This is a genomic window from Pseudomonas sp. E1BtOHC1 (genome assembly GCF_058744285.1).
Map to the genome: position 1 here is coordinate 6,538,684 of NZ_CP196023.1, position 13,339 is coordinate 6,552,022.

Genomic DNA, 13,339 nt, shown 5'->3' on the forward strand with positions numbered 1-13,339 from the left:
GCGCCACGCAGCGTCGGCAGATTTTTCTGCGGGGCCTGTAGCCGCAGCCAAAGGCGGCGACTACAGGATCAAGCCCTCAGTAACGGGCGTCCGCCGGGCGGCCACCGTTAGGCCAGTCCTTGACCTTGTCCGGGAAGTCCGGACGCGGTTGGTGGGAGAAATACTCGGCCACGTCCAATGCCTCCTGATCCGACAGGCCGCCCTGGCCCAGGGGGAATTTCTCGTGGAAGCCAATCGGCATGTTGCGTTTGACGAACGCCGCCGCGGTGTAGGTGCGGGCCATGCCGGCGCCGATGTTGAAGGATTGATCGCCCCACAGCGGCGGGAAGATCAGGCTACCGTCGGCACGTTTCAGACCTTCGCCATCAGCGCCGTGGCACACCGCGCATTGCTTGGCGTACACCTGCTTGCCATTGTCGGCGTTGGGCTTGAGGGCCGGGTCGATCTTGCCCACGCCACGTCCGGCCACCTTGTCTTCGGGGCGAGTGTTCATTTTCATCCACTCGAAGTAGGCCACCATGGCTTGCATGTCGGCACCGTTCACCGGCAGCGGCTTGCCGTGCATGGAGCGGCGGAAGCAGCCGTTGATGCGCTCTTCCAGGGTGATGGTCTTGCCCGCCCGCGGCGCGTAGCCGGGGAAGAACGCCGAGACGCCGACAAAGGGTGAACCGTCGGCCACGGTGCCGGCGTTGAGGTGGCAACTGGTGCAGTTCAGCGAGTTGCCGACGTTGTCCGGCAGCAGGGCCTTGGTTTCCAGGTGCAGGCGCATGCCACGCACCACTTGCTCGGCATTCGGCGCCGCCAGCAGGTTGGCCAGGCGCGGGGTTTCGAACAAGGTGTTTTCCACTTGCGGGCTCAGTTGCGCACGCATCTTTTTCACTTGCTCGGCGCTGATGGCCGAACCATTGTTACCCCAGCTGCTGCGGACAAAACTGAGGATCTCGGCAATCTCGCCATCCGCCAGTTGGGCAAACCCGGGCATGGTGTAGACCCGTGGATGAGCCGCGGTCTGCGCGGTCTGCCAGCCGGTCAGGGTGATGTGCAGCAAGGAGGTCGGGTTGGCCGAAGCGACGCTGGGGTTGCCCGCCAGGGACGGGAACATCTGCGGCACCCCAGCGCCATCCTGGCGGTGGCAGTCGGAACAGAATTGCGCGTAGCCCAGGCCGCCACGGGAGGTGAACAGGTTGTTCGGCGGGGCCGCCGGGGTCAGTGCCACCGACGGCATGGGCAGGTCATCTTTGCCGGCCGGCAGGGATTTGAGGTAGGCAGCGATGGCGGTCAGGTCGGCGTCGGTGAAGTGCTGGGTGCTGTGGTGGATCACGTCGGCCATGTTGCCGGATACCGTGGCGAAGCGGTTCTGTCCGGTCTTGAGCAGTTGCACCGTGTCTTCCACGGTCCACAGGTTGCGCAGGCTCAGGGCTCGCCACTCTTCCACCGTCTCGCCGGCCAGGTAGTGCCGGCCGCCGGACTCGGTGTCGCTCATGGCCTTCTCCTGGAAGGCAATGCCTCGTGGGGTGTGGCAGGAGCCGCAGTGGCCCAGGCCCTGGACCAGGTAGGCGCCGCGATTGAGCTGCTCGTCCTTGGCCGGATCAGCCTTGAAGGGTTGCTTGTCGACGAACGCCAGGTTCCAGAACCACAGGCCCCAGCGCTGGTTGAAGGGGAAGCCCATGTCGGCTTCCAGGTTGCCCTGGGCCACCGGCTCCACGCCATGCATCAGGTAGGCGTAGAGGGCGCGCATGTCCTCTTCGGTCATCTTGGCGTAGGACGGATAGGGCATGGCTGGGTAAAGATGGCTGCCATCGGGGGTTACGCCTTCGCGCATGGCGCGGTCGAATTCTTCGAAGCTGTAGCGGCCGATGCCGGTGCTTTTGTCCGGAGTGATGTTGCTGGAGTAGATGGTGCCCATGGGCGTCTTCAACTCCAGGCCACCGGCCATGGTGGCCCCGCCCTTGGCGGTGTGGCAGGCGATGCAGTCACCCAGCTGGGCCACGTACAGGCCACGCTGGATCAGCTCGGCGTCGGGTGGGGTAACCGCCGTTGCCGGGGTCGGCTCACTGGCTTGCAGAGGGGGTACGCAGAGCAGAGCAGCGCCTAGCAGGCACAGGCGCGACAGAGAAAAAGCCATCAGGTTATTCCTTTAAAATCCGCCTGGGGTGGTCCCCTCGGCCGATATCCACAAAGGTTTTTATTGGTTATCCCGGCCTTCACGGTGCAGGCCAGAGGCTCGATACCTTGTGAGTCCGAGCCTGATGCCCTTGTAGCGGATTTTTCTGAAAACCCTGTTGATATGGATCATGGCGCTGTAGGCAATGTCCTGTATGCCCGCCTGCGTGACGCTTTTACTCGCTGGTTTCCACTCCCAACCCCGCCGCTTGCCAGTCGCTGAAACCCTCATCAAGGCGTCGCACCTTGAAGCCCTTGGCCCGCAGCAGGGCCGCAGCATTCTGTGACAGCACACAGTACGGGCCACGGCAGTAAGCCACCAGTTCCTGATCGGCGGGCAGTTCGGCCAGACGCTGTTCCAGGTCGTCCAGCGGAATGTTGATTGCCCCGGGTAAATGCCCTTGAGCGAACTCCTCCGGGGAGCGCACGTCCAGCAGGGTCATGCCACCTTCCTGCAAACGCTGACGCAACTCTTCCCGGGAAATGCCCTCCAGTCGCGCCGGTTGCTGCTCGCTGTCGGCCAACAGTTGGCGAATCAGTCCATGGTTGTACTCCACATACTCACGCAAGGCGCCCAACAGGCTCACCAGCGGCCCCGGGCTCAGGCTGTAGAGCACCCGTTTGCCATCACGCCGGGTCTGCACGAAACCGCCCCGCCGCAGCTGCTGCAGGTGTTGCGAAGTGTTAGCCACCGAGAGCCCCGAGGCTTCCACCAGGCGTTCCACCGGCTGCTCGCCGCGAGCGATGTGCTCCAGCAGGATCAGGCGATGGTGGTGGCCGAGAACACGCGCCAGCTCAGCCATGTCGGCCAGAGGCTGCTGAGAGGAAATCGAATCGGTCATTGACAGCTCCTGCTGCTTTATTGATCATTCAATCACTTAATTGAATGTAATTCTAACACATCAAAGCACAGCCTGAACCCCAGCGCAGCGTGCTTCAAGGAGTCTTTATGCATGAAGTCATGGCGGTGATTGTGCCGGCGCTGCTGATCGGTATCGGTGCGACCCTGATCCTCGACCTGTGGACGTTGTTTCTGGCCAGGGTATTGAATATTCCTGGGCCTAACTGGGCCATGGTCGGACGCTGGATCGGCCACTTTCCTCGAGGGCAATTTGTGCACCAGAGCATCGCCCAGGCCGCTGCCATCTCTGGGGAACGGGCCTTGGGCTGGGTGGCCCATTACCTGATCGGCGTGATCTTTGCCGTACTGCTGCTATTGATCTGCGGCCTGGACTGGGCACGGCAACCGACCCTGGCACCCGCGCTGATCATGGGCGTGGCGACGGTAGCCGCCCCCTTCTTCCTGATGCAACCGGGCATGGGCGCAGGCGTCGCGGCGAGCAAGATGCCCAAACCGAATGTGGCCCGGCTGCGCAGCCTGATTGCGCATTCGGTGTTCGGGTTGGGGCTGTATGGCGCGGGGGTGTTCTGGGTGCAGGTACTGGGGCAGGCTGCGTGACCGGCCATTCAGTCAATGTCGACTAGACCCAATCCTCAACCCGCAAGCCAGGAACACGTTCAAATTCCCGAAGGTTGTTGGTAATCAGCGTCAACCCCAAAGATCGAGCGTGTCCAGCTATCAATTGATCGTAAGGACCTATCTGCTTGCCCTGTCGGGCCAGCTCAGCATGCAACTGGCCGCTATGGATGGCGGCGGCATCGTCATAATCAAGCACCTGCAACCGCGCCACAAAACCCTCGACGCGGCTGAGATTTCTTTCGGGGATGGCAGATTTTTCCGCACCGTAAATCAGCTCCATCAAGGTGATGGTGCTGATGCACAAACGCCCCTGATGACGCCTGAACGCGTCGCGAACCTGTTCAGGTTTGTTCTTGATGGTAAAGATGCAGATATTGGTATCCAGCATGTACTTAAGCATCAGAACTCCTCGCGCACTTGCTCGGCTGGCTGGTCCCGTTCATTCATGAAGTCAGCGCTTACACGGTCGTCCTCGTCGAACCAACTGTCCCAGGACTCCCCCGCCGGGGTAATGATACGGGTGCGACCAATCGCGACGATGTCTACCCGTGTGACATCATCCGGCAGCGCCACAGCTTTAGGCATGCGAATGGCCTGGCTGCGATTACTTTTGAACACTGAACCGGTTTCCATAGGATCACCTGTCGAATGGGCCAAAGGTATCCTGAGTCTAACGACACAACGGGATATGTCCAAGGTATATCCCCGGCTACTTGAACTGTAAATGCCAGCCGGCACATCAGAAAAAAGGCACTCAAAGCCAAGATCGAGACTCGAAGTCATGGCGCACTTCACACATTGAACAGGGATCTCCATGCTCGAACACCTCGACCTCAACGCGCTGATCGCCGCCTACGGCTATTGGGTGATCTTCATCGGTTGCCTGCTGGAAGGCGAAACCGTGTTGATCCTCGGCGGCATGGCGGCGCACCAGGGCAGCCTGCAATGGCCGCAAGTGATCGGTTGGGCCACCCTCGGCGGCATCCTCGGTGATCAGCTGCTGTTCTGGACCGGCCGCTATGGCGGGGCGCGCCTGCTGCCCAGGCTCAAACGTCATCAGGCGGCCATCGAACGGGTCCAGGGACTGATCCAGCGCTACCCCTCGACCTCGGTATTCGCCGTGCGCTTTCTTTATGGCATGCGCCTGGTCGGCCCCATGGTGATCGGCGCCAGCGGCCTGGCCCCCTGGCGTTTCGCCCTGCTCAATGTGCTGGGCGCGGCAGTGTGGGCCTCGCTGTTCGTCGGTGCCGGTTACTGGGCCGGAGAAGCCCTGCAACATTTCCTCGGGGACCTGAAACCCTATCGCCTGCCGATCTTCGTTGCCGTGGTGGCACTGGTCGCCGTTGCCGCGCTGATCCGTCACCTGCGCAAACGGCGCAAGACCGGGGATCGTTGACACGACGCTTTCGGCACATCGGGAATTTTCATACTGACCCGACGACTTTATTTCGTTTGTCCCACCCCCTTGAGGTTGGCTTAGATAAGGGCTCGTTTCCGGCACCCAGAGCCCGCATCCATGAGCCACGAGAACATCAGCCGTTCGCTTTCCACCGTCCACCCGATCCGCCTCAGCCACGGCCGCAACGCCGAAGTCTGGGACAGCGAAGGCAAGCGCTACATCGACTTCGTCGGCGGCATCGGCGTGCTCAACCTGGGTCACTGTCATCCGCGGATCGTGGCGGCCATCCAGCAGCAGGCCACCCGGCTCACCCACTACGCCTTCAACGCCGCGCACCACCAGCCCTACATTGAGCTCATGCAGCGCCTGACGGACTTTATCCCGGTGAGTTACCCGGTCAGTGGCATGCTCACCAACAGCGGTGCCGAAGCCGCGGAAAATGCCTTGAAGATCGTCCGCGGCGCCACTGGGCGCAGTGCGGTGATCGCTTTCGACGGCGGTTTTCATGGCCGCACCCTGGCCACCCTCAATCTCAATGGCAAGGTGGCGCCCTACAAGCAGAAAGTCGGAGTACTACCCGGGCCTGTGTACCACCTGCCCTACCCCAGCGCCGACAACGGCGTCACCTGCGACGAAGCGCTGAAGGCCATGCAGCGCCTGTTCAGTGTGGAAATCGATGTCGAGGAAGTGGCCTGTTTCATCCTCGAACCGGTGCAGGGCGAAGGAGGCTTCCTGGCCCTGGACAGGCCATTTGCCCAGGCCTTGCGGGCCTTCTGCGACACCCATGGAATCCTGCTGATCGCCGATGAAATCCAGTCCGGCTTCGGCCGCACCGGGCAGCGTTTCGCCTTCTCCCGGCTGGGTATCGAGCCGGACCTGATCCTGCTGGGCAAGAGTATTGGCGGTGGGCTTCCGTTGGGCGCGGTGGTGGGTCGCAGGGAGTTGCTGGACGTGCTGCCCAAGGGTGGCCTGGGCGGCACCTATTCAGGCAACCCGATTGCTTGCGCCGCCGCCCTCGCCACCCTGGAGGAAATGACCGACGCACATCTGCATGCCTGGGGCGAACGCCAGGAACAGGCCATCGTGCAACGTTATGAGGGCTGGAAAGCCGATCGGCTGAGCCCGTATCTGGGACGCTTGACCGGCGTCGGCGCGATGCGCGGCATCGAGTTGGTCGATGCCCGCGGCGAACCGGCGCCGGAACAGTTGAGCGCTCTGCTCAGCAATGCCCGCGAGGCCGGACTGCTGCTGATGCCCAGCGGCAAGTCGCGGCACATCATTCGCCTGCTGGCGCCCTTGACCACCGAGCCTGAAATCTTCGAAGAGGGCCTGGATATTCTCCAGGAGTGCCTGGCACGCCTGTGATTCCCGGCGCGCCTCAGGGCGAGGTTAGAACAGGTAGCCCATGTAGGCGGCAATGCCACCACCGGCCTGTGGTCCGACGTTCATGCCAGCCATGACCACTGCGCCCTTGGCCGAACGCAGCAGCTGCTCGTTGACCTTGATCGAAGCCATCATGGTCGCCGGGTTGCTTCCCAAAACGACGGCCAGGGCCAGTAGCTTAGGGTCCAGGCCGAACAGCAGGGCCGTGGCCGAACCGCCCACCACCAGTCCGCCCCCGACTTCGGTATAGAAGCAAGGCCCGGTGATGTCGTCCTCGGTCAGGTCCCGGCTGCGAAGGGCATCGCTGACAAAGACCTTGCCGGTGCTGGGAAAAGCCTCCGCCGCACCGGCACCACTGACGCTCTTGCCCTTGACCTGGATATTGACCTTGCCGAAACGCGGCAGGCGCCCACCAAAGCCGGCGCCCACCCCCAGACCGCCGTAGCGATAGCTGACGTCCTTGCCCTGGGGCGAACGCAGGGTGATCGATCCACCACCGCCGGCCACGAGGGCGATGGTCAGGCCGCCGCCGCTGGCGGTCTGGTACAGCCATTTACTTTCGTTGACCGGAATCGGAATGCTGAGGTTCATGGGGTCAAAGTCCTTTTGCTCTTTGTGAGGCTCGTCCGCGCTGGCTGATGACACCCACCAGGCCGGCCAGGGTAAATACCAAACCGATCAGGCCGAGCACACCCGGGGTGGCCCAGAGTGCTGCCGGGTCGTCGATGATGGCGCTGTTGGCCGGCCGCTCGGGCTGGTAATACACCCGCACCGGCTGGTCCTTCTGGTAGCCGAAGATAAAGCCGCCTTGGGGGTAGGAAATTTTCTCACCGCTGCCGGTGGTAAAGGCGATCTCGGGGTGCGAACCACCAGCGTTCAGGTCGCTGACGATACCGTCGGCGGTCTGGGCACTGGCGAGGAATTCGCGACGATCGAGGGTGAGATTGACAGCAATGGCCAACAGGCCGATGCCGATCAGAACAAACAGCAGACCCTGAAGGATCTTGCCGAGGCGTGACGGGGTGGAGTTAGCCATGGGCTGTCTCGATATTCGTCCGTGAAAGAGGGAGGCCACGATAGCAAGAAACCTACCCCCAGAAAAACCGCCGCAGCGGCGTTCAGGCGCCCAGGAGATCCGCTTGAGCGCCTGCTGCCAGCGCTTACAAGCCGAATACCCGACGGACATTGCCCTGGAGGAATTTGTCCGCAATCGCCGGCGGAAGTTCCAGCCCCCGGACCTGCTCCAGGCATTTTTTCAAAGACAGCTGGGGAAAGTTGCTGCCGAACAGCACCTTGTCCTGGCCGTAAGTGCGGATGAAGTGCAGCAATTGCGCAGGGTAATAGGCAGGCAGGTAGGCCGAGGTATCGATGTGGATATTGTCATGCTTCCAGGCCAGGCCGATCATCTCGTCGGTCCAAGGATGGCCGATGTGCCCAGCGACAATCACCAGTTCGGGGAAATCCAGCGCCACCTCGTCCAGATAAGGCACCGGGCGCCCGGTTTCCGAAGGCATCAACGGCCCGGTATGACCCACCTGGGTACAGAAGGGAATACCCAGTTCGACGCACTTCACATACAACGGGTAATACCAACGGTGATTGGGTGGCAGTTTCCATAACCAGGGCACGATGCGCAGGGCCTTGAAGCCCAGCTCGTTGACCGCCCGATCCAGCTCGGCCACAGCCGCCACCGGCCGGCTCAGGTCCACCGTAGCCACGCCGACGAAACGCTCGGGAAAAGCCCGGGTGTAGGCTGCAATCTCATCATTGCTGAAAACCCAGCCTTCAGGCCGGCACCAGGCCGAGAGCATGAGCGTCTCCACCCCGGCCTGATCCATCAGCTCCACGGTCTGTTCAATGCTCAGGGCCTGGTCCAGCAGGTGCGCCGACCCGGACTTCTCGAACAGCCGTGCAACTTCCGGCAACAGCGCCCGGGCACGGCCGTTGGCCGGTTGCGCCCAGGCATCGATGACTGCGAATGCTGACCTCATGGCGCTGCTCCTGCGCTAGTTATTGAAGCCCCAGCCTAGGTTTGACGGTTGGCCACAACAATGTTCCGAGCGCTCGATGGAATTGACCGATTCCATCAGGGTGAAGAGCCGCAGGACAGATCAACTCCATGACCGGTGCCGTCCCCGGCCCCGGTCAACGTCGTTGGTTTCAGTCTTTACGCCACACCGTGCGGTTGATGTAGTCGGTGTAACTCAACACCACCCGCACCACCTGAACTGAGACAGGCCCACCTTGATAGTCTTGCACCAAAGGCACTTTGCGCTGATCGCGAGAATGCTGGCTGGTCACGACTCGCACAGCGTCCATGACCGACTCTCGCTTGAGACCGCTCATGATCAGCGTGCCTTCGTCCATCCCTTCGGGACGTTCATGGGCATTGCGCAAGGTCACCGCCGGCAGGTTCAGCAGGGAAGCCTCTTCGGTGATGGTGCCGCTGTCGGAAAGCACACAGAATGCCGACATTTGCAGCTTGATGTAATCCAACAGGCCGAACGGTTTGACGAAACGAATCAGAGGATGGTCAAGGCTCTCACCCAAGGCCTCCAGACGCTTGCGCGTACGGGGGTGGGTGGAGACGATCAACGGGAATCCGTAATGATCGGCCAGCGCTCGCAGGGTATCCAGCAGGTCGCGCAGGTTATCGGCGGTGTCGACGTTTTCCTCGCGGTGTGCACTGACGATGAAGAACTTGTCCTGCTCCAGGCCGCTGCGCTCCAGCACGTCAGAGCTTTCAATCCCCGGCATGTAGTAGTCGAGGACTTCCTGCATGTGCGAGCCGGTCTTGATGATGGTTTCCGGGCGGATGCCTTCGGCGATCAGGTAACGACGGGCATGTTCAGTCAATACCATGTTGATATCGCTGAGGTGGTCGAGCACCTTGCGGTTGAGCTCTTCAGGAACGCGCTGATCGAAACAGCGGTTGCCCGCTTCCATGTGGAACACCGGGATCTTGCGCCGCTTGGCAGCAATCACTGCCAGGCAGGTGTTGGTATCGCCATACAGCAGCAGCGCATCGGGTTTTTCAAGCTCGAAGATCGCATCGGACTTGGCGATCACCTCGGCAATGGTCTGCGCGGCTGTCTCGCCGGCAGCGCCGAGAAAATGATCCGGCTTGCGGATCTGCAGGTCATCAAAAAAGACCTGATTGAGTTCGTAATCGTAGTTCTGTCCCGAGTGCACCAGTACGTGGTTGACCTGACGGTCCAGCTCGGCAATCACCCGACTCATCTTGATCAGCTCGGGGCGGGTACCGACCAGGGTCATGACCTTAAGCATCGAGTTGCTCCTTGATGTAGTCGAGCTTGAGCAGCAGCTCCTTGATGCCTGGTACGTCGAGGCGGGAGGTGTTGTGAGAGGTGTAGTCGTCGAGTTCGGAAATACGCTGCTCACCTTCAACAAAATACTTTTTGTAGTTCAGGTCACGATTGTCCGCAGGAATCCGGTAGTAACGACCCATGTCCTCGGCCTTGGCCATTTCCTCTCGGGAGACCAGCGACTCGTACAGTTTTTCACCATGACGAGTACCGATGACTCTGACTTCATTGCTTTTACCGAACAGCTGCTTGAGTGCCTCGGCCAGGTCGCCAACGGTGGACGCGGGGGCCTTCTGGATAAACAGGTCACCCTGCTGTGCATGTTCGAAGGCGTGCAGGACCAGGTCCACCGAGTCTTCCAGCGACATCAGGAAACGGGTCATTTCCGGGTCGGTCACCGTCAAGGCTTCATCGGAGCGCAGTTGATCGACAAAGAGAGGGATCACCGAGCCTCGAGAGGCCATGACGTTACCGTAACGCGTTGCACAGATGATCGGCCCCTTGGCCGGAATCATCCGCGATTTGGCAACCATCAGCTTCTCCGCCATGGCCTTGGAAATGCCCATGGCGTTGATCGGATAAACGGCTTTGTCGGTGCTGAGCACGACGACCCGCTGGACTCCGGTAGCGATGGCCGCATTGAGCACATTCTCTGTACCCAATACGTTGGTACGCACAGCTTCCATCGGATAGAACTCACAGGACGGGACCTGTTTCAGCGCCGCGGCATGGAAGATATAGTCGACGCCAACCATGGCCTGGGCCAGGCTGTCGTAGTTGCGAACATCGCCTATGTAGAACTTGACCTTGTCATTGGCCAGGGCGATACGCATGTCTTCCTGCTTCTTCTCATCGCGACTGAAGATGCGAATTTCACGCACGGCGGTATTGAGAAAACGCTTGAGGACCGTATGACCGAAAGAACCGGTTCCACCGGTGATCATCAATACCTTGTCGTCGAACATGTACACCTTCCAAATTTTTTAGCGATTGGCATGCATCAGCTCAATGAGCTGAGGCCAGGATGGAGCCTTGTACCCAGTAGCGTGAGTGAACCGATCGCTGTTGAGCGAGCGATCGATCACTAGTTTGGCATCTGGATGTATATCGATTGTCTTTTCATATTGCCGGGCAATCAGCGCCAGCAGGTCGGACTTGGCAATCGGCTCCGCGGCAACATGATACAGCCCATTAAGTTGCGGATGCGGCAAGACGAAGTCTTTCATGACTCGAGCCAGCTCCACGGTAGGCAAACCGGAGAAAATGGCACGGGTGAAGCCCCGCACGCTGCCCTGCTGCTTCAGGAACCAGTCCACCAGGGAATGATCGGAGTTCAGTTCGTGCCCGATAATGGAGGTCCTCAAGGTAATTGCATGAGGCTCATCATGCAGCTCCCCGATGTACTTGGACTTTCCGTACAGATCTTCGGCATCGGAAGTATCCGTTTCCAGGTAGCCGCCCTTGGTTCCGGAGAACACGCAGTCGGTGCTGACGTGAATCAGGCGTGCGCCGCTCAAGGCACACAGCTGTGCCAGACGATGGGGCAACATGGCATTGATCGGGAGCGCGGTCAGCGGGTCCTTGGCATCTGCAAGTTGCTTGATCAGGCCTACGCAGTTGATGACCACATCCGGATGGACCTGGACCATTGCCGCCGTCAGGGCATCCTGATCCAGCACGTCAACGCCTGACAGGACCCGCGCGTGGTCAGGTAGAGAAGAGTGCTTCAGGGCGGACAGACTGCGCGCCGTCCCCCAGACCTCATGCTGTGGATCCTGGCTGAATACTTTAAAAACAGTACTACCGAGCATGCCGGTAATACCCAATACCAATACCTTCATAAATATGACTCAGATCCGGACCTTGAATGTATCCCATGCACTACAGACTGGGACCGAGGGGCTATTAGCCCCTTCAAAAATGGCCGTATTGTCCAGCAACAGGAAAAAAATAGCACTGCTTGGAAAACCACCGCGAGCCAGGCAAGCAAGCGATACATCTCAAGCCTTCAACAACTCCACCAGGCTGCGGACCTGCTGGCCCATTTCGAAATGCGCGGCAAAGTAGGTCCGTCCACACCGCCCCATTTCCTCCCGCTGTGCATCGTCCAGGCTATACATCTTCCTTATGTTGGCGACCAATGGCGCCACTTCTTCCGCCGGACTGGTGAGTCCCGCCCGGGCTTCTTGAACTACTCGCGCGCCTTCGCCGTTCAGACTGGCAATGATTGGCTTGCCGGACGCCAGGTAGGATTGAACCTTGCTGGGGATGGTCTGGGCAAAGATGCTTTCATCATTAAGTGACACCAGCAATGCGCTGGACTGGGCAAAAACTGCAGGCATTGCCACCGCCGGAAAGCGCCCAGGAAGTATCAGATTATCCAGTGAATGAACTTGCTTCTGCTCCTTGAGCCATTCCAGCCGGCTGCCACTGCCCACCAGAACCAAGCGAATGTCCGGCTCGTCACGCAGTTGTTTCGCAGCCTCAACTAACGTCTCCAGTGCCTGGGCAGTTCCAAGATTGCCAGCGAACACTACACAGAAATGCGCCTTCAAGACCTGCAACAGCTGCTCGTCAACTTCTACTTCTGCATTAAAAGCCTGGGCATCCACAGAGTTGGGATAATAGGTAATCTTCTTTCTGGGCGCGTAGCGGGCCACTGAATCGACAAAAGCATGAGATTGAACCAGCAGCCGATCACAACCTGCATAAATCCCACGGACCATCCAGCCAACCATTTTCAATAGATAGGGTTTTTTCACGAATCCAGTGGCAGCAAGACTCTCTGGCCACAGGTCTTGTATCCACAAGGCCAGCCGCGCCCTCTTCAACCACTTGATAGGAATCGCCGGAATGGCCTGGGTGATGGGCGAAGGAGCGAATACCAGAATCGCATCGAACTCGCGCTTGCGTAACATCCATGGAAAAAATATCAGTCCGGCTACAACAAATGACAGGTAGTTAAGAACCATGTTCTTTGCACCACCGTCGCCGCGCGGCCATAACGGCACCCGCAGTACATCAATAGAGTCCAGATAACGCTCGTAGTGACATCCCCATGCACGATAACCGGTAAATATTCGACCATCTGGATAGTTAGGTTTGCCAGTAGCAACTACTACCTCATGTCCCTGGGCAACAAGAGTCCTGGCTATATCGTTGATGATGAAATTTTCAGGACTAAAGTACTGAGAAAAAATTAATAACTTCAAAAAATTCACTTTCTATTCGGTGAAAACAATACTGTCCGCGCGACCACTTTACTCATTCACGGGGCCTCAGGACGGCGCCTCATATACGCCTATTGCCATTCATCGGAAGCAGCAATCATTGACGTGAGCCGGCAGTAACCTGCCGGGAGCACAGGTGCCCGGTTGATTGACGCGATGGGACCACAGCCACTTCCATAGCGGCAAGGAGATTTTACTTTTCCTGATTGGCAAGGCTCGGCAGCCGGCTTGACCGGGGGCGGGGAAGCTGGAATCGAGTAAATGTGCCCGGCCTGTCGCCCGAGGCGCCTTGCCAGTGTAGAATCGCCGCCAATTTGGCCGCATACACAATGAATTCGCCCTCCGATCACACCGCTGT

Annotated in this window: 14 protein-coding genes; 3 read left to right on the plus strand and 11 right to left on the minus strand. The window is 59.6% G+C overall.

Annotated features, from left to right (window positions below; all coding sequences use genetic code 11):
* Positions 1-76: 76 nt before the first annotated feature.
* Together ACSSVC_RS29510 and ACSSVC_RS29515 are read right to left on the minus strand one after the other, a co-directional pair.
* Entirely contained in the window at positions 77-2,125 is a 2,049-nt protein-coding gene (locus ACSSVC_RS29510; RefSeq protein ID WP_492611792.1) for a c-type cytochrome, read from the minus strand.
* A 214-nt stretch (positions 2,126-2,339) separates the two neighbouring features.
* A complete protein-coding gene (locus tag ACSSVC_RS29515; RefSeq protein WP_346633923.1) occupies positions 2,340-3,005 on the minus strand; it encodes an ArsR/SmtB family transcription factor in 666 nt (221 codons plus the stop codon).
* A gap of 107 nt (positions 3,006-3,112) precedes the next feature.
* Here ACSSVC_RS29515 and ACSSVC_RS29520 point away from each other — a divergent pair, with 107 nt between their 5' ends.
* A complete protein-coding gene (locus ACSSVC_RS29520) occupies positions 3,113-3,622 on the plus strand; it encodes a DUF2938 domain-containing protein (RefSeq protein WP_346633922.1) in 510 nt (169 codons plus the stop codon).
* 22 nt (positions 3,623-3,644) lie between these two features.
* Here ACSSVC_RS29520 and vapC read toward each other — a convergent pair whose 3' ends face one another.
* Positions 3,645-4,043, minus strand: a complete 399-nt coding sequence (vapC, locus tag ACSSVC_RS29525; RefSeq protein WP_446439144.1) for a type II toxin-antitoxin system tRNA(fMet)-specific endonuclease VapC — start codon at positions 4,041-4,043, stop codon at positions 3,645-3,647.
* The gene (gene vapB, locus ACSSVC_RS29530; RefSeq protein WP_102860368.1) at positions 4,043-4,276 is read right to left on the minus strand and encodes a type II toxin-antitoxin system VapB family antitoxin; all 234 of its coding nucleotides are present in this window, start codon (positions 4,274-4,276) and stop codon (positions 4,043-4,045) included. Before vapB ends, vapC begins: the two co-directional genes overlap by 1 nt.
* A 181-nt stretch (positions 4,277-4,457) precedes the next feature.
* On the opposite strand from vapB, the gene ACSSVC_RS29535 reads away from it, so the two are divergent.
* Together ACSSVC_RS29535 and ACSSVC_RS29540 are read left to right on the plus strand one after the other, a co-directional pair.
* On the plus strand, positions 4,458-5,039 hold the full coding sequence (locus tag ACSSVC_RS29535) for a DedA family protein (protein WP_346633920.1): 582 nt from the start codon (positions 4,458-4,460) through the stop codon (positions 5,037-5,039).
* Positions 5,040-5,159: 120 nt separating this feature from the next.
* Positions 5,160-6,407 carry a 2-aminoadipate transaminase gene (locus tag ACSSVC_RS29540; RefSeq protein WP_346633919.1) on the plus strand — a complete coding sequence of 416 codons (1,248 nt, stop codon included), beginning with the start codon at positions 5,160-5,162 and terminating at the stop codon, positions 6,405-6,407.
* A gap of 24 nt (positions 6,408-6,431) precedes the next feature.
* On the opposite strand, the gene ACSSVC_RS29545 is transcribed toward ACSSVC_RS29540, so the two are convergent.
* From ACSSVC_RS29545 to ACSSVC_RS29575, 7 genes are all read right to left on the minus strand, one after another.
* Complete coding sequence (locus ACSSVC_RS29545; protein ID WP_346633918.1) at positions 6,432-7,016, minus strand: hypothetical protein; 585 nt, start codon at positions 7,014-7,016, stop codon at positions 6,432-6,434.
* 4 nt (positions 7,017-7,020) lie between these two features.
* Complete coding sequence (locus ACSSVC_RS29550) at positions 7,021-7,461, minus strand: DUF3592 domain-containing protein (RefSeq protein WP_346633917.1); 441 nt, start codon at positions 7,459-7,461, stop codon at positions 7,021-7,023.
* A 124-nt stretch (positions 7,462-7,585) separates the two neighbouring features.
* Entirely contained in the window at positions 7,586-8,416 is an 831-nt protein-coding gene (locus ACSSVC_RS29555; protein ID WP_492611793.1) for an amidohydrolase family protein, read from the minus strand.
* 169 nt (positions 8,417-8,585) lie between these two features.
* Positions 8,586-9,713 (minus strand): non-hydrolyzing UDP-N-acetylglucosamine 2-epimerase, encoded by a 1,128-nt coding sequence (gene wecB, locus ACSSVC_RS29560; protein WP_346633915.1) that lies wholly within the window; start codon positions 9,711-9,713, stop codon positions 8,586-8,588.
* Positions 9,706-10,716 (minus strand): polysaccharide biosynthesis protein, encoded by a 1,011-nt coding sequence (locus ACSSVC_RS29565; RefSeq protein ID WP_072450892.1) that lies wholly within the window; start codon positions 10,714-10,716, stop codon positions 9,706-9,708. The genes wecB and ACSSVC_RS29565 overlap by 8 nt, the downstream gene beginning before the upstream one ends.
* 18 nt (positions 10,717-10,734) lie before the next feature.
* Positions 10,735-11,592, minus strand: coding sequence for a dTDP-4-dehydrorhamnose reductase family protein (locus ACSSVC_RS29570; protein ID WP_346633914.1), 858 nt, complete (start codon positions 11,590-11,592; stop codon positions 10,735-10,737).
* 159 nt (positions 11,593-11,751) lie between these two features.
* Positions 11,752-12,963: a glycosyltransferase family 4 protein gene (locus ACSSVC_RS29575; RefSeq protein WP_492612595.1), complete on the minus strand. Its 1,212-nt coding sequence runs from the start codon at positions 12,961-12,963 to the stop codon at positions 11,752-11,754.
* Positions 12,964-13,339 lie beyond the last annotated feature (376 nt).